The sequence below is a fragment of the Streptomyces sp. PsTaAH-124 genome (assembly GCF_000373685.1).
GTDB classification, from domain to species: Bacteria; Actinomycetota; Actinomycetes; order Streptomycetales; family Streptomycetaceae; genus Streptomyces; species Streptomyces andamanensis.
Window position 1 is genome coordinate 144138 of sequence record NZ_KB892160.1, and the last position, 21662, is coordinate 165799.

The following is a 21662-nucleotide window of genomic DNA, read 5'->3' on the forward strand; positions in this document are numbered from 1 at the left end:
CTCGTCGAGGAGGGAGCCCATGGCCAGTGCTGAGACCGCGGGTGCCGGGACCGGCCGCACCGTGACCACCGACATCCCCGCCAGACTCGACCGCCTGCCGTGGTCGCGCTGGCACTGGACCATCGTCGTCGGGCTCGGCACGGTGTGGATCCTCGACGGCCTGGAAGTGACCGTCGTCGGCAACATCGCCGGCCGGCTGTCGGAGCCGGGCAGCGGCCTGGCGATCAGCTCCGGGCAGGTGACCGGGGTGGCCGCCGCGCTGTATGTGGCGGGCGCCTGTGTCGGTGCCCTGTTCTGGGGGCGGCTGACCGACCGCTACGGCCGCCGGAAGCTGTTCATGATCACCCTGGCGGTGTATCTCGCGGCCACCGCCCTGACCGCGTTCTCCTTCGAGGCCTGGTGGTTCTTCCTCTTCCGCTTCCTGACGGGCTTCGGCATCGGCGGCGAGTACGCGGCCATCAACTCCGCCATCGACGAACTGATCCCCTCGGACTACCGCGGCCGGGTCGACCTGATCATCAACGGCAGTTTCTGGGTGGGCGCGGTGGGCGGCTCGCTGCTGTCGATCCTTGCCCTCAACACCGATCTGCTCGCCGCCGACCTGGGCTGGCGGCTGACGTTCGCGCTCGGCGCCGTCCTCGCCCTGGTGATCCTCCTCGTGCGGCGGCACGTCCCGGAGAGCCCGCGCTGGCTGCTGATCCACGGCAGGGACCGCGAGGCCGAGGAGGTGGTGGCCGGGATCGAGGAGCGGATCGAGGCCGAGAAGGGGGCGCCGCTGCCCGCGCCGCACGGGGAGATCACCATCCACCAGCGCCGTACCGTCTCCTTCGCGGAGATCGGCCGCACCGTCTTCGCCCGCTACCCCAAGCGGGCCGTCCTCGGCTTCTCCCTCTTCATCGGCCAGGCCTTCCTCTACAACGCCATCACCTTCGGCTTCGGCGCCATCCTGACCACGTTCTTCCAGGTGCCCTCCGGCCACACCGGCTACTACTTCGCCGTCATCGCGGTCGGCAACTTCCTGGGCCCGCTGCTGCTCGGCCGGCTCTTCGACACGGTCGGGCGCCGGGTGATGATCTCGTCCACGTATCTGCTGTCGGGGCTGCTGCTGTTCGGCACGGCATGGCTGTTCGACCGGGGCACGCTGGACGCGACCACGCTGACCGCCTGCTGGTGCGCGGTGCTGTTCTTCGCCTCGGCGGGCGCCTCCAGCGCCTATCTGACCGTCTCCGAGATCTTCCCGATGGAGACCAGGGCGATGTCCATCGCCTTCTTCTACGCCCTGGGCACCGCGGCCGGCGGCATCAGCGGACCGCTGCTCTTCGCCGACCTCACCGGCACCGGCGAGGTCGGCGACACGGTCCTCGCGTTCTGCATCGGGGCGGCGCTGATGTGCGCGGCGGGTCTGGTCGCCGCGTTCCTGGCGGTGAACGCCGAGCGCCGCTCCCTGGAGGACATCGCCACCCCGCTGACGGCGGTGGCGGGCAAGCCGGGCCCGGCCGCGCAGAACGGCCGCCCCGACGTCACGCCCCCGTCGTCGAGCCCGGCGTGAGGTGCCGCCGGTCCTCCTGGCGTGGCGCGGGTGTCAGGGGCGGTCGCTTGCGTGGCGCGCGGGCCGCTTGCGGGGGCGCGCGGATCGCTTGCGCGGGACGCGTGCGCGGCGCGGGGCGGGTCGCGCGGCACGCGTGACTCGCGCAGGCCGTACGCAGCGCGCACGCCGTATGCCGTACGCAACTCACGCCGTACGCAACTCACTCACGCCGTACGCAGCTCGCGCACGCGGTACCCGGCTCGCCTACGCGGCGTGCCGGTCGGCGACGGCCCAGGAGGCGAGGGCGACCGCGCCGGCCACGCCGACCACGGACGGCCAGGCGCCCACCTTCTTGGCCAGCGGGTGCGACCCGGCGAACGCGGCGACGTAGGCCGCCGTGAGGGCGCCCGCCGCCCTGCCGCCCGCCTGCCGCCGCCACTGCTGCGCGGCTGCGGCACCGGCGACGGCCAGCACGGCCCCGCCGAGCTGCCGCTTCTTGGTCCAGCGGGCCACCCCGTACCCGCCGACGAGCCCGGTCGCGGCGACCGCCGCCGTAGGAATCCTCGCCATCACTGTCTCCCTGTCTCCCCCGATGACCTGCGGACGCCCGGGTGCGGACGCCGAACGGACCGAGGCTAACCCTCGTCCGCACGGCGGATCGGACCGGCCCGCGAGGACGGAGCTGCCCGACGACGCACGGGCACGCGAGTGAGACCCAGGTCACACCACAAACATCTCCGGACCCGTCACACATGGCTCCCGCGCTCCGTCATGTCTGTGCAACCGAGCGAGCGAACGACGAGCGCACCAGCGCAGCACCAAGACCAAGACCATGACCATGACCATGACCAAGGAGCCCATGATGGAAGCCCGCCTCAGCCTTTTCGGAAACCCCGTCGCCGGCAAGTTCATGCGCCACGTCAACTCCGCGGGCAAGGTCCTCACGGACTCGACGCTCCCGGCCGCGACCCAGGAACTGGTGAAGATCCGCGCCAGCCAGATCAACGGCTGCGGTTTCTGCACCGACATGCACACCAAGGACGCCACGGCCGCCGGTGAGACCGCCGACCGCCTGAACCTGATCGCGGTGTGGCGGGAGGCGAAGGTCTTCACCGAGGCCGAGCGCGCCGCCCTGGAACTGACGGAACAGGGCACCCGTATCGCGGACGCGGCCGGCGGCGTCACCGACGAGGCGTGGGAGAACGCCGCCAAGCACTACGACGAGGACCAACTCGCTGCCCTCGTGAGCCTGATCGCCCTGATCAACGCCTACAACCGCCTGAACGTCATCGTCCGGCAGCCCGCGGGCGACTACCGGCCGGGCATGTTCGGCTGACCGGCCCGCGTCCCGGGGGAAGGGGGAAGAGGGACCTCGGGGCGTAGGCGGAGGGACCCCCTGGCCCAGAGCGCCCTGGCCTAGGCTGACGCCGGACCGAACGGCAGCAGTGACGACGCGCTGGGGGACGAACGGACGATGCCCGAGGGACGACCGGACACGCCCCCCGCCGCCGCACCCACCCGTCCGGGCCTGCTGCCCCGCCCGGACGGCACGCACCTTGCCTACGAGGACCACGCGCCCCCCTCGCCCTCCTCGTCCCCACGCCCGCCCGTCCTGCTCCTGCACGGACTGGCGGGCCACCGGGGCGAGTGGGACGATCTGGCCGCGCGGCTGCGGGCGGACGGCCATCGGGTGGTGGCGTACGACGCCCGGGGGCACGGAGGGAGCACCCGCCGCCCCGGAGACGTGAGCCGCGAGGCACATGTCGCGGACGCGGCGGCCCTGGCGGACGAACTGGCCCTCGCCCCGGCCGTGGTCGTGGGCCAGTCCTTCGGCGGCCACACCGCCCTCCTGCTGGCCGCCGCCCGCCCCGACCTGGTGCGATCGCTGATCCTCGTCGAGGCGGGCCCCTCGATCGCGCCCCCGGACCTCCCCGCCCGGATCGGAGCCTGGCTGGACTCCTGGCCGGTCCCGTTCCCGACCGCCGAGGCGGCGGCCCGCTTCCTCGGTCACGAGGCGTGGGCGCGGGGCCTGGAGCAGCGGGCGGACGGCTGGTGGCCGAGGACCGACAAGGACGTCATCGTCTCCACGATCACCGAACTGACCCGGCGCGACCACTGGCGGGAGTGGCAGGCGATCACCTGCCCCGTACTGGTGGTGCGGGGCGCCGACGGCACGATGCGCGAGGCGGAGTCCACCGGGATGCACGCCCGCCGCCCCGCCGCGACCCGCCTCCTGACCCTCCCCGCCGCGGGTCACGACGTCCACCTGGACCAGCCGGAAGCCCTGTACGAGGCGGTGCGGGCGTTCCTCGCCGACCAGACCTGAGTCGGTCTTCGGCCCCGCCCGGCCCGGCGCCATGCCCACGGACGCCTGTCGCTCGGGAGACGACTCCGTCGTCCACTTCGACCTCCCCGGGGTCGACCCGGAGACCCTCGACCCGGACGTCGAGCGGAACGTGCTGGACATCCACGCCGAGCGGACCCACGCAACCCACGCGACCCACGCGGAGGAAATCCCCGCAGCCAGGCTCATCGCCGCCCGGATCCCGGCCCTCCACCCCTCCCGGCCCGCGACTTCGTGGGATCGATGGCTCCCGCCTCGACAACTCCACGACTGCAAAGGCCCGTTGGGACACCGGCACGCCCCTGACCGCCCTGGCGAACCTCCTTCCCCACCCCTCCTGACGAACACCCTGGCGCAACTCCCCCCGGTGTACGCCCTGCTGTTCGGACCAGCACAAGTGAACTGAACGGCAGCCGACCGCCCGCACACCGAGGGGGGTGATCTGGCCGGATCTTCCCCCTCCGTGCCGAAGTGCGTTGTTCCGGCGATCGCCGCCCTGATAGAGATGAGGGCCTTCTCCGCCGGTCCGCGCGGCCTGCCCGGACCGGCGAAGGGAACGGTGTCGTCGCGGGAGATCCACGGGGGGTAGACGTGACGGGGTGGGATGTCACGCCCAGCGGGGTGGAGTCGATTCTGTCGCTGGTCGGTCTGGCGGCCGAAGATCTGGCCAAGGACATCAAGGGGTACGGCAAGAGCGTCGAGGAGGCCGCCCTCTGCGCGGGCACGATCAGCGGCCCGTACTGCGGCTCCGCGCCCGTCGGTCCGGTCGGTGCCGCGGTGGCGGACTTCGTCGCCGACACCGAGTCGCAGATCACGTTCATGGCGGCCCGTATCAAGAAGACGACGGACGGAACCGTCGACGCCACCACCGCGTACATCGACGGTGATCTGACCATGGCAGCGCGTGCCCAGCGCGAAGCGGCGAAGGTCCCCTCGTCCGCCGACCTGCGCGCGGTAGTCGAGCAGACCGGCCGGCACAGGGAGCGGCCGAGGTGATCGAACCCGGGAGAATCCCGCAGTACACCGGTGACTTCGCCAAGCTGTCCAAGGCCGTCTCCCAGCTTCGCACCCGCGCGGTCGGTATCCGCAACGACGGCCAGGACGTCCACTCCCGCTTCCAGGCGACGGCCGCCTACTACAAGGCGCCGGAGGCCGACCAGCTCCTCTCCACCACCCGGCCGGTGATGGACACGGCGGACGAGTTCGCCGCCCACATCGAGTCCCTGGCCGACGCCCTGGAGACCTTCGCCGCGGAGGCGAAGCCGCACGCGGACCGCTTGAAGGAACTGCGGGAGAAAGCGTCGACCTTCGTGGACAGCGTGCGGGGCGACGACGACTGGACCAAGGACCAGGACAAGATCGACGCGCACGACGCGCTGATGGACGGTGTCGCGGAGGCCGTCGACGGGTTCCAGACCGCGGAGCGCGACGCCGCGAACAAGATCAGCCGCATCAGCCCGGGGGCGTGCCGCCCCAGTTGGGTGGTCGACGACGGCAGCCACGCACCCGGCATGTACGGGGTCCACGCCGACACGCTGACGTCCATGGGCGACCTGCCGTGGGGCAGTCCGGAGAGCCGTTCCTACGAGCGGTGGAGCCTGGACTGGTGGGGGCACGGCGCCAAGAGCTGGGCCTGGGACGGCATCGTCAAGGACAGCGTCTGGGGCGGATTCGTCGGCCTGGGCGTCCTCGAGGACAACCTCCTGGGCGTCAACGGCGCCCAGGCCCGGAGCGACACCTGGGACGGCCTCAGACGTACCGTCGTCGGGACGTACGCCTACGGCATGGACGCGGTCGGCCTCGGCGGCCGTCTCTCGGACTGGCAGCGGGACAGCGAGGCGTACGCCGACGAGTTCGGCAAGGGGTTCGTCGCCTACGACACCTGGGACGAGGACCCGGCACGCGCCCATGCCGTCACCACATTCAGCCTCCTCACCCTGTTCGGAGGGGCCGCCGGCGGCCTTGCCAGGGTGAGCAGGGCAGGCCGGGTGGCCGAGACCGCCGGCGCCCTGGCCAGGGCAGGCGACGTCCTCGACCCCGTCTCGGGCGGCATGAGGGCGGCCAAGGCCCTGTCCGACCTGCCGAAGGTCTCCGAGACCCTCACTCGCGTCAGCGACCACCTCAAGCTCCCGAAGCCCCACCTCTCCGACACCGCCCTCGACCTGAACGACCGCTACCGGATCACCAAGGACGGCAACCTGGTTCCACTGCACGCGGACGGCACACCGGACATGGCCCTGCCCGAGCGTGAACCGGCGGCCACCGACCGTGCAGCCACCCCACAGCCCAGCGATCACCAGCTGCTCACTGCCGGAGCGCGACGCGGCGGGTCTACGGCAATGCATGCGGGTGACGCACCGCCGTCGAGTCCGGCACAGCATTCCGCAGGGCCCCATGGCTCTGAAGCAGTACGGCGTACGCACGAAGGGACTCACGCGGGACCGCCCCATGACGGCGGTAGCGAGCCCCATGACGGTGGTCACCGAGCGGGCGGAGATCATTCCGCGTCTTCGCACTCGGACTCGGACAGGGGTGAGGTCCCGCGCGGTACCGATGGGAACGATCCGTTCTCCGACGGTACGCCCCACCAGGAGACCGTCCCGTCAGGGCTCGATCACGGTCCTGCGGATCACGCCTCGAACCGAGAGCGCCCGCCACGTGAGGGTGACACCAATTACATCGTGGACAATCCCGAAAACTGGGCCGACACCATCACGGACATCGACCGGATCGATGGCGGTATTCTTTGGGAGGAGAAGACTGCGACGGGGCGTGATCCACGCGTGAATGTGAACAAGTGGATTGCAAAACACGTCTTCAAGAAACTGGACTCCTATGTTCGAGCCCGGCACTGCATGAGCGGCTATGAGGGAGCTCCGCTCGGTCTTGACTTCACAGAGCCTGGGGCGACGTCGGAGTTCAGGGCTGCGGTAGAGTCCGGCGTAGCCGAGTGGGTTACCAGAAATCCCGGCGTGGATGTGCGAGTGAGGTGGGCGGAGTGAGCTGTTACTTCCAGATGGGTGATCAGGAGTTGTGGAACCCTTCGAACTCTTTGGCTAAAGTTTTCCTGGGGCAGGCTGAGGTGCTGTCTGGGCTGGTCAGGAAGGATTCGGGGTTGGCGGGGGTCATTGAGGATGAATGTCAGGTCGATCCCTCGCTTTTCGTTCCATTCGTGGATGAAGTCGTGAAGGTTTACCAAGATTCCAACAATGAGGCGCTCAGGGCGCTCCTCAAGGGGTTTGCCTCCGTCGCGCTGGTGCTGGTGGATCGCATGGGTATGGAAGTGGTGGAAATCGCCCCGGAATTCTCTGAAATGTGGGCGACTGAACAGGAATTCCGAGCCAGGTACATGCCGACGGGTTGAAAAAGGGGTGGTGGAGATTTCCCGTGCCGACCCGTCGAGTGCGAGAAGAGTGCATTCCTGTCGACGCTCGCTGCTGTCAGGTCTTGCTGTCGAAGTGTCGCAAGCATGTGCATCCAGGTTGAATTCACTTCCGGTTGTGCCGTGATTTCGAGGAATCAGTACATGCCCCGTAGCACATTCGCTCTCACCGCGAGAATGCCGGACCCCGTCTCCCTGCTGGCCGCCCTCCACGCAGGCGGCCCCGATCTGCGCGTCGACCGGGCGGGTCAAGGCGCCGTGGTGCGACTGTGCACGGAGGACGGGCGCCAGGTGGTCGCGGTCGAGGCACCTCGCTACCTCCAGGTCCCGGGGGAGGCGGCACGGTTGCTGGGTCCTGCGGCGGCCACGGAGAGTCCGGTCTGGTGGACGGAGGTCCGCGCGGCCTCCGCCGTCCCCGAGGCCCCCCGGCTGGCGGCCTCCGTAGCCGGACGCCTGGCCACCTTGCTCGACGGCACCACCTGGCCTCGCGAGACTGCCGCCCACACCGATGTCGTCACGGTCGAGGCATCCGGCGAACCGGCGCCCGCCCTCGCAGCCGGCGATGACGTACTCACCGAAGCAGACATGCTCACGGACCGAGCTGCGGTCGTCCTCCCCGACATCCCGGTCCTGGCCGCCACCACCTGGCTGACCGAACTCCTGCGTACCACCGCACGGACCGGCCGGCACCTGTACCTGGTCACCCCGCCGACGACCCGCCTCACGCTGCCCGCCCGCACGCTTCTCGACCGTGCCCCCGCCCGCTGGGTCGTCAGGGACCCCGAAACCGGCTACTACGACGGGCTGACAGGTCTGGAACTGGTCTGGCACGGCGACCACTTCGCACCGCCAGTCGGTCGGAATCCCACCGTCGTGGATGCCTACCGACCGCCGCCGACCGGCCGATCCGGCGAGCGCCAGTTCCTCCTGTCGGCGCGCACCATCCACCCTGCCGACGAACAACTCCTCCTGGGCGGCACCCTGGAATGCGCCTGGCAGACCCTGACCGGCGAACCGCCCGCAGGCTGGTCCACAGCGGAACCCGTCAACGTCCCCTGGTCCCGCCGCCAGTTGACCGACCTCGCCCGTAGCCGTGCCCGCCGCGGCTCACCGACCTGGCTCGTGGCAGTCGGCAGCCCCGGCCGACCGGCCATCGCCACCCAGCGGGTGACCCACACCCGCCTGGGCGTGGAGGAGCACATCACGCTCGCCCTCGGCCACACCGCCGACAGCCCCGTCCCCTTGGACCTCCTGCCCCACCTGGCGAAGGACCTGGCCGCTCGACACCACCTGGCCACCATGGTCACCGAGGTACGAGCAGCCCGCGCGGACCTCATGGCCCCGGCGCACTACGAGCCACCGGCCCTCCCCGTCTCTCTCACCTTCGGCCCCGACACCGTTGCGGACACCGGCCTCAGCCGCGTGGAGGAAGCCCTACCGGACACACCCGTCGTACGCCTCGGCCCGACAGCCCGCCCCACCCTTCACTGCACACTCGGAGACGGAACGGATCCCGCAGCGTGGAGGCGCCTCCGGCGCGCCACAGCCCACCTGCACGTAGCCCCCGCAGCTCAGGCCGTACTCGGCCGGCCGGGCGGCTGAGCCCCTCCAGTCCGCTGCGCCAGGCCGGCCCCGAGCCGCCCGCCGAGGTGGAGCGAACTCCTCGCCCTCCTGCCGGAACTCGCGGCACTGGCCGCTCTGACCTGGTGGAGCTTCACCACCCCACCTCGCGACGGCGCTCGCGGTGGCCGGCCCGGCCACCGCGAACACGACACGGGGGGTGTTCCGGCAGCGCCAGGGGCGAGAGTGCCGCAGGCTGGAGACCGGACTCGCCGTGTTCGCGTGGGAGACCGGTCAGGCGGTGGTCCAGAAGTCCAGGGCCTCCCTGAGGATCTCCCGCGCACCGGCGCCGTAGGACGCGGCGGCCCTGAGTGCTTCGAATGCCTTCACATGGAGGGCGATCTCGGCCGGGTCGGTCACGTCCACGGCGGAGGAGACGAGCTCGTAATGCGCGCGCTGATCGTCGTAGACGTGGAAGCCAGAGGTGGGAACGATGCCCACCTCGACGCTCCGGGGGACGATACCGAGGTCGAGCGACGGCAGGTCGATCTCGCCGAGGATCCGCTTCACCTGCTCGCGCATCACCTCAGCTCCACCGACGTTCGTGTACAGCGCCTGCTCACCGAGGATCACGTCGTAGTGGTGCTCTCCGTCGTACAGGACCTTCTGGCGTTCCATCCGCTTCGCGACTCCGGCCCTCACGTCGTCCGGGACACCCAGGAAGTCGACGACTCGGCGCAGGATCACCGAGGCGTACGCCTCCGTCTGAAGCGTGCCCCAGATCATGTGGGGGACATACGCCTTGGCGTGAGCGCTCTGTCGATACCAGTGGATCACCTCGTCCTGAATGTCCTCCGTTCCGGTGGACAACCGCTGCTGCCACGGAACCGCGCTCGTCATGTGATCTCCTTCCGTCGACATCGGTGCCTCGGTCCGTCCGGACGTCGGTCGTCAGGGGGCGAGGACGGTCCCGAAGAACCCCAGAGTCGGCTCTTCCGGTGTCCCCACCAACAGTGCGCGGTCCAACAGGATGTTGTTGTGCTCGCAGCTCGTCTCCGGGAGCATGACGCAGGCGTGGCAGGCGGCGAGATTCGTTCCGGCGGAGCCGGCCGCGTCGGCCTCCATGCAGAGCGGGTCCGCGGAGCACCACTCGGCCCGGCGGATCGCCGAGCGCACCGTGTGGTCGAGGAGTTCCGGTTCGCCCTGTGCCACGAGGCCGCCGAGGCTGCCCGCCGAGTCGCTCGTCGCCGTGTGGACGAGCACGCCGGCCATGTCGTCGGCGGCGTACAGGCGCTCCCGCAGGGAGGCGGCCGGATAGCCCGCCTCCAGGCTCCACTCGTCGATGAGGACGTGGGCCAAGGTGTGCAGCAGCACCATGCGAGGCGTCGCGGGGGACGGTACGGCCCGGCTCGGGTCGTCGGCCCGCTGTTCGAGCACGCGCTGGTGGGCGGTGCGTATGCGCTCGACGCGGGCCGCCACGGCCGGGGCCTTCTCCCAGGTGTCCAGTCGGCTCTCGTCCAGACGCAGGAAGACTCCCTCTCCCTGGACCTCCATGGCCGGCAGCCAGCGCATGGGGTTCTGGGAGAGCGGCATCTCCTTCGCGTCGGTCGTCGACTCGGCGTCCACGAGTCGGGTGAACGCCTTCAGGGCCCGCACCTCGCGGAGCTTCTTGACCAGCATCGGACCGGTGATCCCGAGCGGCTGAAGCACGGTCGGGTCACCGAGCGGCGTCTCGCAGACGAACTGCTCCGCACGGGAGTGCTCGCTCTCGTCGTTGCCCGAGCGCAGGCGCTCGTACTCCTTGTTGCGCAGGGCTCGGTAGCGGTGGTCGAAGCTCGGCGTGCTCCCGTCCTCCGGGTCCTCCTCGCGTTCCGCGGCGAGCAGGGCCATGACCTCGTCCAGCGGAATCGGGCACTCGCCCTTGAAAGCCCCCTTGAGATAGATGCCGATGTGCTCGCGGCTGTCGAACTGGCGCAGAGCGTCCCAGTGTTCCGCGAGCGGATCCGCGCGACCGTCGCTCCACGGCGGGATGGACAGCGCCGACTTCAGCACCGGCTGCCACACCGACGAGGAACCGCGCTGCAGGGTGCGCAGGGGGAGCCCGCACCCCGCCGGGTCCGTGGCGGAGAGGCCGAGCCACGGGCGGGCGCCCCGGCAGGTGAGGCGCAGGTCCTTCAGCGCGTTCCTGCGGAAGGAGCCCTCCATCGAGACCTCGGGCACCTGGCCGCAGGTGCAGGAGATGACGACGGAGCGCAGCGAGGAGGTGCGTCCTGTGGTACGCATCCTGAGCCGGCCGCCGCACCTTCCGAGCCTCGTGGCGTCCCGGTCCGGCGAGCGGTGAACCCACTGCCAGTAGGGAAACTCGTCGAGGTGCCCGGCCTCACAGGCGACGACGAAGCGAGAGGGGACGAGGTCCACCTCGCACGTGCCGCAGACGCTTCGACCGGCCGGTGGTGAGAAGTCGCGGTGCGGTTGCAGTTCGTTGCACTCGGGGCAGGAGTGCATCAGCGGGAAGCGGCGGACCCGAAGACCGTCCGTGCTGGTGTCCTCGGACGCCGGCGGCAACCGGAAGAAGTCGACCCCGAGCAGACGGGCCAGACGCCGCTCATGGACGACTTTCGACTCGTCCGCGCTCCAGCTCCGGTCGGCCTCGTCCAGACCCGAGACGACGAAGGACTCGTGGTCGACGGCGACGAGCGACCCGACGCCGTACGTGGTGATCACCTGGGAGCGGCGGACCGTGCCTCGGCGCGGGAGGTTGTGGGCCGGGCCGGTGCCGTTCGCGGTGGTCCGGCGGCGTCGGGCGGGAGGCGGGGTCATCGGGTTCCCTCCATGAACAGGGCGGACTCGGCGTCGACGTCACGCAGGCTCCACAGGGTGGGCCACGCTTCGCGGTCCGCGGACTCGTCGTCGTACGACTTCAGGAGCGAGGGGGCACGGCTGCCCCGCCTCGGTTCGAAGAGCAGCTCGCTGTGGATGTCGGCCTCCTCGCACCACCAGTCGACGAACTCGTCGAAGCCCTGTGCCACGGCCTCGCTCTCCGAGGGGGTGACCGCGCGGACGCGATCCAGGAGCAGACACCTGATGCGGTCCCGCAGGACGTGCTCGTAGGACGAGATCCGGCCGGCGCCCTCGTTCGGGCGTGCGGCCGGGATCAGGACGCGGGCGAGAGCGACGATCACCGCGTGCAGCCCTCGTTCGCGCGCGCGGGCGGAGAACGGGGTCACGGAGGTGGATTCGACCTCGCGGTAGAGAGCCGAGTGGTAGTGCCGGAAGTTCTCGTAGTGCGACCGGTCCCGGGCGCGGGCGGAGTTGAGCATGACCGCGACCAGGCCGGGGTGCGCGCGGCCGACACGGCTCGTGGCCTGGATGTACTCGGCCGTCGTCTGGGGCTGGCCCATCACGGCCATCAGACCGAGCCGGTCCACGTCCACACCCACCGCGATCATGTTGGTGGCCAGCAGGACGTCCACGGTGTCCTCGTCCGGAAGCCTCTTCTCGATCCCCTTGAGGCGCGTGGGGATCTCGCTGGCGTCGATCCGGCTGGTCAGCTCCGAGTAGTTGGCCACCGGGCGCACGGCCACGCCCTCGCGCTCGCGCTCGGCGAGCAACTCCAGATAGGCCACCACGTCGTCGTGGACCTGGAGTTCGGCCGCGGACAGCAGTCGCAGGCTGTTGAAGTAGCCGACGAGGCTCCAGTAGGCGTCGCGCACCTTGTCGTCCGTGTCCGCGTGCATGGCCCGGTGCAGCAAGGTGGCGTACGTGCGGATCAGCAGCGTGGACTGGCTGGTGCCGGGAGCCAGCAGGCCGACGTAGCGGCGGCTCGCCTTCTCCTCGCGCGGGGTCTCCACTGCGAACCACGAGTCGCGTGCGTCCAGGCCCGCGGGCGGGAACTGCCGCACCTCGCGGGCGAAGAGGTGGCGACCCTGGTCGGCGGCCCGGCGGATGGTCGCCGTGGAGGCGATCACCTTGGGCCGGTCGGCCAGTGCGTCCACGGCGGTCTCGTAGAGGCCGGTGAGAGTGCCCAACGGGCCCGAGATCAGATGCAGTTCGTCCTGGACGATCAGTTCCGGCGCAGGGGTACCGTCGGCCGGGTCGTCCAGGTTGAAGAGCGCGGAGGTCGCCGGACGCCACGGCATCGAGGCGAACTTGTCGACGGTGGCGATCACCAGTGTCGGACGTGCGTCGTACACCGCCTCGTCGATCAGATGGACGGGGAGACCGTCGGCGAACTCACAACCCGTACCGGGACAGCGGATGTACATCCGCTTGGCGTCCTCGTCGACCTCGTAGTTCCGGGCGTCGAGCCGGACCGCGCACCAGGGACAGGCGTGCAACTGGACGGGGTTCTCGGTGGCGAGCCGCTTGTCCGGGTTGCCGCGCAGCTCGTCGAGCCTGGCGGCGGCCTCGGCCAGTGTGTTGGGGGTGGCCGAGCGACCCACCCACATGCCCACGGAGAACGGCTCGTCGCCCAGCTCGGGCGCGCGGCGCCGCATGTCCTCCATGGCACAGAGCAGGATCGCCGCACGCTCGAACTGTTGCAGGGTGAGCAGCCGGAGCGTGTACCGCATGAGGACGGTGACCCCGCCGCCGTTCGGGCCCCTGCGGATGCGGCGCAGGAAGGACGTCAGGGCGATCAGCCCGAGGTATGCCTCCGTCTTGCCACCACCGGTGGGGAACCACAGGAGGTCGGAGACCTTTCGGTCGTCGTGCTCGGGGTCGTCGATCCCGGCGACGCAGAGCAGGACGAAGGCGATCTGGAAGGGCCGCCAACGACCGGCTGACGGATCGGGCTCGCCCACGCGCCCGCCCTTCACCCAGGCACTGCGGGCGCGCTGGTCGGCCATGGCGCGGTTGGCGAGCCGGAACGCCCGCATCAGGTCGGGCTTGCCGCGCAGCAACCGGATACCCTCGCGGATCCGACCGAGCGCCTCGCGACAGGCGTCCACCTGCTCCCGTGCCGGCGCCTCGTGCGGGCCGCCCTCCAGAGCTGCCGCCTCGGCCGACTTCCGGTCGATCCAGTCCTCGTATCCGGTGGCCAGGGCCTCCAGGGCGGTCAGGATCTCGGTGTCGGACCGCTCGGCCAGCCCCAGCATCGACAGCGAAGAGCTGTCGATCTCCGGGTTGGAGTCGGTGAGCAGCACCTCCACGCTGGGCACGAAGTCGCTGCGCACCTCGGGGACCGCGGCCGGGACGCTGTCGGTCACGCCGATCGGCGACGGATTCCAGTCCCAGACGGCGGCGCAACCGTGCCCGACGGCGAAGGTCGGGGCATGGCGGTGCAACAGCCGACTGGTGGCGATCTCCGGATCGTGCGCGGCGGCCGGGGCGGTGCGTTCGACGAACGCACTCGACCCGTTCGCGGCCCGGACGGTCAGGGCGCACTGGAACAGGGCGAAGGCGTCCTGGAGGTCCCGTTCCCCGACCTTCTGCCGGTTCATCAGCGTGACCGTGACGGTGATCGTGCCGGTGACCGGGGCGGGCCGACGGACGATGACGTGCAGGGCGACCTTGTCCGGAACGAGGTCGATCAGATCGCCCGCGGTGGGGACGGTCACGTCGATGCTCTGCTCGGGAAGCAGCAGTTCCTCGCGCCGCCATCGCTCCCGCTGCTCCGCGACGGTCCGGGCCTCGGCACGGCGGGCCGGGACCGGCTTGCCGTCGGTGTCGGTGGGCTCGTAGACCGCCGCGCGCGCCGAGACCACGATCGCGTCGCTCATGGCCGGGGCGACCGCGAAGGTCAGCCCCATGGAGGACGGGCGTCTGTCGCCCGGGACACCGATCTCCTGCGCGGCGCCGGACTCCTCGGTGTCCCCTCGGGTGAGAACGGCAGGAGCGTCCGGACCGTCCTGTTCGGCGACGTTCTCGGCCCTCCGCTCCCGCGAGGCACGCGGGTACAGCACACCGGTCAGGTACCGGTCGATCGGCGCGTCCTGGGTGAGGATCTCGGTGCCGTCCGCCGATGCCGACCCGTCCGTCGGACCGAAGAGTTCCCTGCGCAGTCCCGCGAGAAGTTCCTCGTCCCGCACTCGATAGTGCTCGGAGTGCCGACCTGCCACGTGCGTCATGTGCCCTGCTCCTCTTCTTCCTCGGCCCGCCGCCGAAACATGCCGATGCCGGTGATCCTCGGCGCGATCCACACGCCACGATCGCCGAGGCCGGCGTTGGCGCCCGCGGCGACGCCGCCCGTCACCGTCTCCAGGGTGTCGATCCGCAGACCGTGGATCTCGTCGGGCCACCACGGGTCCCACGTCCGGTTCACCTTCTGCACCAGGAACAGCTCCTGCCGGAACCGCTCCGACGCCTCGCCGATCTCCCGGCCTCGGTGCAGCAGGGCGTAGGGCGGGCTCTGCGCCTCACCCGCCGGTAGGTCGTGACGCTTGCGCAGCAGTACCTCCTGACCGGGACCGACCTCCCGCAGGAGGTACGCCTGGGTCGCCACGGCGTCGGTCGCGTCACCGGGCGGGTTGTCGCGGCAGACGTCCCCGGCCTCGGCCAGCACGCCGTACCTCTCGTACGAGCGCCACCCGCCGACGTACCGTCGACTGTTCCTGCGGTTCCCCGCCCTCCTGATGGGTGGCACCTCCGGGGAGCGGACGTGATACAGGTCCTGGCGGGCGCGGGTCATCGCCACGTACAGGGCACGGACCTCTGCGGGGAGGTCCGTCTCGGTGCCGTACCGCTTGCGGAGTTCGGCGACGGTCGGAGGAGTCAGGACGATCACCCGATCGAACTCCAGCCCTTTGGCGCGGTGCACGGTGGAGACGACGATCCGTGCGCTCTCCGGGTCGGCCGCCTCGTCGGGGAACCGGCCGTCGGCGACCAGGCGGCGCAGTCGGTCCAGGTCGAGTGCGGAGCGGGCGGGCGAGCGGGTGGCGCGTCGCAGCACCGTCCACAGGGCGTCCGCGTTCGGCTCGTGGGGCAGTGGGATCTGTTCCAGCAGGGAGCGGAACCGGTCCTCGGTCAGTCCGGTCGCCTCGGTGCGGCGCAACAGCTCGGCCACCCAGTAGGGCACCGGCCGCTCCTCCAGAGGACGGCGCAGCCGGTGGCCGATGCCGTTCTCGTGGAGCAGCCGGGAGACCACCAGGGCCTGTCCGTTGTCGCGGGTGAGGACGGCGCAGGTGTCGTCGAGGTCCCGCAGACCGTGCAGTGTGTACTCGTCGGTGAGGTCGCCCAGTGCGTTCACCGGGTCCAGCAGCAGGTCGCGCAGTTCCTCGTGGAGCGTGGCGGCCTCGTCCGCGTCCCGGACCCGCTGGAGTCGGGAGCCGTACGGCAGCGCGATCCGCGCCTCCGGGGTGAGGGCCCGGAAGTTCTCGGTGAGACGCAGCTCCACCAGGTCGTCGGGATAGGAACTGCGCAGCCACTCGAAGAACCGACCGGTCTCGTCGTTCCGTTCCGCCGGGTCCTCGATCTGGAAGCCGTACACGGACTGGGCGGCGTCACCGACCACGGTGAAGCCGCAGCTGTCCTGGTAGCGGTCGAGCAGGGCCTCCACCAGTTCCCGACGGTCGCCCAGCAGGTCCTGCACCTCGTCGATCACCACAAGGGACGGCGGGACCGAGTCGCCGGACTCCAGCGCGCCCTCCTCGACGGCTTCCGCCGCGGCCTCGATCCGCTCGTCGAAGGAGGCCGTGGCCCAGTCCTGGTCCGGACGCGCCTGGCGGAGCACTCCGTACGCCCAGGCGTCGAAGGTCTGGGCGCGTACACGGCGGGCCCGTTCCCCGTGCCGGGTGATGCGCTCACGCAACTCACGGGCCGCCGCCCGGGAGAACGTGAGCACGAGGATGTCGGCGGCCTCCAGCGCCTCCTCCGGGTCCTCGTGACCGCAGAGCGCGTCGAGGCGGCGCACCAGCGTGTGCGTCTTTCCCGCGCCGGCCCCGGCGGTGACCAGGACCCGTGCGTCCCAGGGCTGCTCGACGACGGCCCGCTGCTCGTCGGTGAGCGGCGGACTGTCGAGGTGGACGTCGGTCACGTACGGCTCCAGAGGTGCTCGAACTGGGTGAACGCCAGCCGGGTGTCGAAGTTGGCGATGTTGTCGTCGACGTTGAGGATCAGACAGGTGTCCTTGCCGCCGTTCCCGGGGCCGCGCAGGCCGCGCCCGATCATCTGCTGGTACACGTTGGTGCTGTAGACCGGTCGGGCCACCACGACGACGCGCGTGGCCGGAGCGTCGAAACCCTGGGTCAGGACACCGTAGTTGGTGAGCACACGGAGGCGACCGCTCCGGAAGTTCTCGATCCGCGCCCTGCGGTCCTGCGCGCTGGTCGTCGAGTCCACGGCGGCGGACGGGACTCCCCGGTCGTTGAACATGGCCGACAGGTACTTGGCGTGATCGACGGAGGTGGCGAAGAGCAGCGTCGGCCAGTCCGCCGGCAGGGCGGCCACCGATTCGACGATGCGCCGGCTGCGCTCGTGGTCGTCGGCGAGTCGTTGCTCGGCGGCGCGGGACAGCATCGCCATGCGTTCGGCGTGCGACTTCTCGTCCTGGCTCAGTACGATCCGACCGCCCTCCAGGGTGCGGTGCTCGACCTGGGCGAGCATGCCCCACTCCTGGAGATCACGGTACGGGTCACCGGAGGGGAACACACCCTCGTCGAGGCGCCGGTTGCCGAAGCGGGTGACCAGTCGGCGGGTCTCGTCCTCGTTGGCGTTGCGGAACGGGGTGGCGGTCAGGCCGAGCAGATGCCGGCGCGTCTCGTACTGGGTCAGTCCCAGCAGGCCGAGGATCTCCGTGTACCGCTTGGAGATGGCGGTGTGCGCCTCGTCCACGACCACGAGTGCGGGCTCGCGCAACCACGTGTACTGGTCGGTGTCCAGACACCGCTCCAGCTTGGCATCCGTGGCGATCACCAGATGGGGGTGGTCGACGACGTTGCCGACCTCGTTGCTGCCCCACAGCCGGCTGATGGTCAGCGGTCGCTCGGCACCCACCTTGTTCCAGACGAACTTCCAGCTCTGCACGGCCTGTTCGCACAGTTCCTCGGTCTGCGCGATCCACAGCAGGGGGCCCTTGAGGTCACCGACCCGCTTCACCCAGCGGATCACGGCCTCGGCGGTGACCCGTGTCTTGCCGGCACCGGTGGGCAGCGACAGCATGCCGCGCTGCGGGGCCAGCCGGTCGAGCAGGGTGGAGATGTTCCGGACCAGATCCTCCTGGTAGCCGTGGAGCCTGGGGAAGTCCCGGGGGCCCTCGACGGTCTCGGAGGACGGCGGCGAGGGAGTCCTGGACCCGGCGAACGTGGCGGGCAGGCGGAGGTCGGAGACGAACGCCACTGCGGCCGACGACCCCCCGTACGCCACGGGGGCGTTGGGAAAGCGCGCCTGGATGTCCCGGGCGTGCTGCTGGAGCACCCCGTCGCCGTGCGCGTTGAACGCCATCTGCGCGACGCGCCGGCCGGACGGCTCCACCCCGTCGGTCGCCTGTAGCTCGGCGTCCATCAGCCCTTCGGGCAGACCGGCCCTGAGAGCGTCCGCACCGATCAGCAGTTCCAACTTGGCCACGACGTCGCCGGCTTCGCGTACGGCCTTCTGCGCCGCCTTCAGCGCGCTGTCCTTGGCCATGCGGTCCTGGTGCTCCAGCACCGCGCGGCAGCCGGCGGCGCCCAGGCCGAGACCCAGCTCGCGGTCGATCAGCCGCAGCATGGGCTCCGGCTCCACCGGCACCCGGACCTTGACCGTGCTGTCCTGGCGCACGGCGTCCAGGGGAGAAGCGTGCGTGCCGTTGGGAGTCCGGGTGACCTCCTCCAGCTCGGTGCACCGCTGCACCACGCTGTTGCGGTTGCCGCTGTTCAGGCGCTGCCGCAGGGCGGGGAACAGCTCGACGAGAGGCACGGGCTCGCCGTCGGGCACCTCGCGGGTCTCCCGGCTGATCACATCGGCGTAGCGGAGCATGCCCCACTTCTCGACCATCAGCTCGGCGTCCCCGGCCGTCGGTACGAGCAGGGCGGGCAACTGTTCGGCACGCAGGGCCCGGTACTCGGCGGTGCCGACGGCGAGGGTGATCTCGTCGTCGGGACGGGTGCCCCAGGTGTCTCCGATCCTGCAACGGGTCAGCGAGTCCTCGGGGAAGTCCGCCCCGAACCGGGTGAGCATCACGTAGGTGGTGCCGACGAAGGCGTCGTCCTCGCTGCGCGACACCTCGTCCAGGAGCGCGTCCCAGCGATCGGCGGGCACCTCCTCGACGGTGGTCGGCAGCCGCAGTTTGCGGGCCTTCTCGGCGGAGACGTCGGCGACCGGGAGCACATCGCGGTAGGCGGCGAGCTGGGGACCGACGGCCTGTGCGAGCGGCTTGAGCCCCTGTGAGGTGGCGACCCTGCCGTGTTTGCGCAGCATCCATCGGATCGGTGACATCACTGCCTGGCGCGTGCTGGTCTGGGCGCCGAACTGGCGCGTCCAGTTGTCCACCACCGCGTCGTCGGGCAGCGCCTTCAGGAAGGCGGCGCGGGACTCCTCGGACAGGTCGCGGAAGAGATGGAGAGGCCCACCGATCGCGGCGCCCTCCACCTTCATCCGGTTCAGCGACGGGCGCGGGGCACCGCTGTCCAGGTTGCGCAGCGAGGCGGCGTGGACGGCTGCCCGGTACTCCTCGAACCACGGCTCGTCCGCCCGGGGCTGCACGCCACCGGCCGGTCGGTCTCGCAGGGCGATCAGGGAGAAGAAGGACGTGTCGTCGGAGTGGAACGTCATGTCGACGGCGACGCTCGGGTCGCGCTCGGCGTCCACCACGACACCGGGCAGCATGCAGTCCGCGACGGGGCGGAAGTGCTTGTCGGCGGTCCGTACCCGGAGTGTCGAGCGCGGATCGGGCAGGCGCTCCAGGACCTTGTGCGCCAGCCGACGGACGCCGGCCCGGCGGAACAGTTCCCAGAAGCGCTCCCAGTCCGACTCCCCGTAGTGGTCGAAGCCCTGGTCGAGGACACTGGCGAACCGCCCCTCGACGTCGGCCTCACGGATGCCGAGGACATCGAGGGCGTGCGCCAGCGAGGGGTCCTGGGCGAGTTCGTCGACGACGTACACCAGGGACTCGCGCAGTCCGTCCTGGTGCTCGGCCCGACGGAACACCTTGCCGTGGACAGGAGCGACCAGCCCGTGTTCCTCGGTGAGTACCACGTGGGCCTTGCGTGCCTCGTCGGCGAAGGGGGAGCGGTTCTCGATCATGTCGGCCAGGATGCGGACGGCCACCGCCGACCCCTCGGCGGTGCCGCTCGCGACGAGGGCCTCCAGCCAGTCGCGGACGCCCGATCGTTCGTGTCCGGCGGCGAGGAGGATGTGCTCGACCTTGCCCGAGCGCAGGGCATCTGCCTCGACGCTCGGGTGCAGCCAGTCGGCGGGGCGTCCGGGGCACTCGTGCCACATCCGCAGCCACCGTGTCAGTTGCTTCAGATCCCTGTCCAGCCGCGGGTGGACGCGCAGTCGCTCGGGAATCCGCAGGACGCCGTCCTGGTCGGGCAGCGAGGGGCACGTGGCGGTGCGGGCCCAGATCTCCCGGGTCAGGAACTCGTCGGCCCAGCTGATCGACTCCTTGACACGGCCGGGCAGCAGGGGGAGGTAGGCGGCCGGGTCCTCCGCCGGGGCCAGCCCGGGGAGGGAGTCGACGACCAGCTTCGCCGACACCCTGATCATTTCCTGGTTGAAGGGGGAGGAGTCGAGCAGGTTCTGCCGGTCCTCGTTGGTCTTCCACGCCCCGTTGAGGATGCCGCTCAGGGACATCTCGTACTTGGTGGGGAAGAAGGACCAGAACTTGCCGCGCCCGCGTGAGCGGGGGCTGACACACATACCGCTCTCGGGGTCCGGCACCAGCGCGGGGACTGCCCAGGACAGGTCGAGCGTCACCCGGTCGTGCAGCTCGCCGGCGTCCGCGCGGGCGGCCGGACCCGGCTCGTGCGTGGTGGTGAACACGCGCCAGCGCTCCGTGGAGAGAGCCTTCCCCGTGCGCTCCTCGGTCACGGTGTGCAGGTCACCGGAGTGTCGGGCGGTCAGCGTCCGGCGTGCCGACGGCCTGGGTCGGTGGTCCTCCAGGACGACCTCGGCGACGTGCGGCGAGAAGAGCTGGAACCCGACCGGGAACTCCTCGCGGGGCTCACCGTGGTCCTTGCCACGATTGCCGTGCATGTCCCTTCCCAGCCGGTCGTCGGCCTTCGGGAGCAGCGGGAGCCGGACGACCGTCGTCGCCCACGTCAGCAGCTTGTCCAGTACGGGGTCGGAGGCACGCTCGGCCTGTGTGTCGAGCGGGCGGGCCATCCGCAGGACGGGGGCGTCGAACTCCGGCCCGTAGCGCTCCGTCACCCCTGGCACGGCCTTGATCTGCGCGTAGGACCAGGTGCGGTCGAATCCGAAACTCCCGGTGCTACTGAAGAATTCAGGCGCGTCGGTCACCACGAGGACAGACTTCACGCCGACCCCGAACCGCCCGATCTGCCCGCCGCGCTTCTTCGACATACTCATGCGAAGAATGGTCTCCGCCCCTTCCGGGGTGACCGGATTTCCCTCGTTCGCGCAGTAGAGATGGGTTTCTGTGAGGACCACGTGGACGCGTCCACCGGGTTCGTCGGCGATTTCGTCGGCAGCGTTCTGGACGAGCTCGAAAAGCTGACGGTCGCCGTATCCGCCCTGCGTGATGCGACGCTCACCATTGGCATGTTCGGCGACCAGGCCGGGGTCCACCGCATAGGTCCGCAGAACACGGGCGGACTGTTCGAGGACGGTTTCGATCACCGCTGAGGACGAGGACGGCACGACTGATGCTCCTGGTGACAAGGGGGGGTGGAGATCTGGATGACGGGCCGGCTCGCCGTCGGCTGCGCGTGAGCCGGCCCGTGGGGCATCGGGGTACTGGTGGCCGGAACGTC

The 21662-nt window shown here is 70.5% G+C and carries 13 protein-coding genes and 1 pseudogene; 8 read left to right on the forward strand and 6 right to left on the reverse strand.

Translation table 11 applies throughout. The features are described 5' to 3' along the window. Positions 1-19: 19 nt before the first annotated feature. Positions 20-1549, forward strand: coding sequence for an MFS transporter (locus tag B086_RS0106480; RefSeq protein WP_018565592.1), 1530 nt, complete (start codon positions 20-22; stop codon positions 1547-1549). 243 nt (positions 1550-1792) lie between these two features. Here the strand turns inward: B086_RS0106480 and B086_RS0106485 are convergent, their stop codons facing one another. Continuing rightward, a complete protein-coding gene (locus B086_RS0106485; protein WP_018565593.1) occupies positions 1793-2098 on the reverse strand; it encodes a hypothetical protein in 306 nt (101 codons plus the stop codon). Positions 2099-2390: 292 nt separating this feature from the next. Between B086_RS0106485 and B086_RS0106490 the strand changes: the two genes are divergently transcribed. The 7 genes and pseudogenes from B086_RS0106490 to B086_RS0106515 all read left to right on the forward strand — a co-directional run bounded on the left by B086_RS0106490 (position 2391) and on the right by B086_RS0106515 (position 8856). Next, the gene (locus tag B086_RS0106490; RefSeq protein ID WP_026252164.1) at positions 2391-2864 is read left to right on the forward strand and encodes a carboxymuconolactone decarboxylase family protein; all 474 of its coding nucleotides are present in this window, start codon (positions 2391-2393) and stop codon (positions 2862-2864) included. A 138-nt stretch (positions 2865-3002) separates the two neighbouring features. Continuing rightward, the gene (locus tag B086_RS0106495; protein WP_018565595.1) at positions 3003-3854 is read left to right on the forward strand and encodes an alpha/beta fold hydrolase; all 852 of its coding nucleotides are present in this window, start codon (positions 3003-3005) and stop codon (positions 3852-3854) included. Further along, positions 3853-4008: pseudogene (locus B086_RS45325) on the forward strand (Hsp20/alpha crystallin family protein); the annotation flags it as partial. The gene B086_RS0106495 and the pseudogene B086_RS45325, both read left to right, overlap by 2 nt. 455 nt (positions 4009-4463) lie before the next feature. Continuing rightward, positions 4464-4868, forward strand: coding sequence for a DUF6507 family protein (locus B086_RS39300; protein WP_267880883.1), 405 nt, complete (start codon positions 4464-4466; stop codon positions 4866-4868). Beyond that, complete coding sequence (locus tag B086_RS41845; RefSeq protein ID WP_018565597.1) at positions 4865-6874, forward strand: hypothetical protein; 2010 nt, start codon at positions 4865-4867, stop codon at positions 6872-6874. Before B086_RS39300 ends, B086_RS41845 begins: the two co-directional genes overlap by 4 nt. Further along, complete coding sequence (locus tag B086_RS0106510; RefSeq protein ID WP_018565598.1) at positions 6871-7236, forward strand: DUF6086 family protein; 366 nt, start codon at positions 6871-6873, stop codon at positions 7234-7236. Before B086_RS41845 ends, B086_RS0106510 begins: the two co-directional genes overlap by 4 nt. 162 nt (positions 7237-7398) lie before the next feature. Continuing rightward, positions 7399-8856: a DUF6177 family protein gene (locus tag B086_RS0106515; RefSeq protein WP_026252165.1), complete on the forward strand. Its 1458-nt coding sequence runs from the start codon at positions 7399-7401 to the stop codon at positions 8854-8856. 252 nt (positions 8857-9108) lie between these two features. Here B086_RS0106515 and B086_RS0106520 read toward each other — a convergent pair whose 3' ends face one another. The 5 genes from B086_RS0106520 to B086_RS0106540 are packed head-to-tail and all read right to left on the reverse strand — an operon-like array spanning position 9109 to position 21549. Continuing rightward, entirely contained in the window at positions 9109-9714 is a 606-nt protein-coding gene (locus tag B086_RS0106520) for a DUF5753 domain-containing protein (protein WP_018565600.1), read from the reverse strand. 51 nt (positions 9715-9765) lie between these two features. Further along, a complete protein-coding gene (gene drmB / locus B086_RS0106525; protein ID WP_018565601.1) occupies positions 9766-11634 on the reverse strand; it encodes a DUF1998 domain-containing protein in 1869 nt (622 codons plus the stop codon). After that, positions 11631-14882, reverse strand: coding sequence for a helicase-related protein (locus B086_RS0106530; protein WP_026252166.1), 3252 nt, complete (start codon positions 14880-14882; stop codon positions 11631-11633). The genes drmB and B086_RS0106530 overlap by 4 nt, the downstream gene beginning before the upstream one ends. Continuing rightward, positions 14879-16786, reverse strand: a complete 1908-nt coding sequence (locus tag B086_RS0106535; protein WP_018565603.1) for a UvrD-helicase domain-containing protein — start codon at positions 16784-16786, stop codon at positions 14879-14881. Before B086_RS0106535 ends, B086_RS0106530 begins: the two co-directional genes overlap by 4 nt. Next, complete coding sequence (locus B086_RS0106540) at positions 16783-21549, reverse strand: DEAD/DEAH box helicase (RefSeq protein WP_026252167.1); 4767 nt, start codon at positions 21547-21549, stop codon at positions 16783-16785. The genes B086_RS0106535 and B086_RS0106540 overlap by 4 nt, the downstream gene beginning before the upstream one ends. Positions 21550-21662 lie beyond the last annotated feature (113 nt).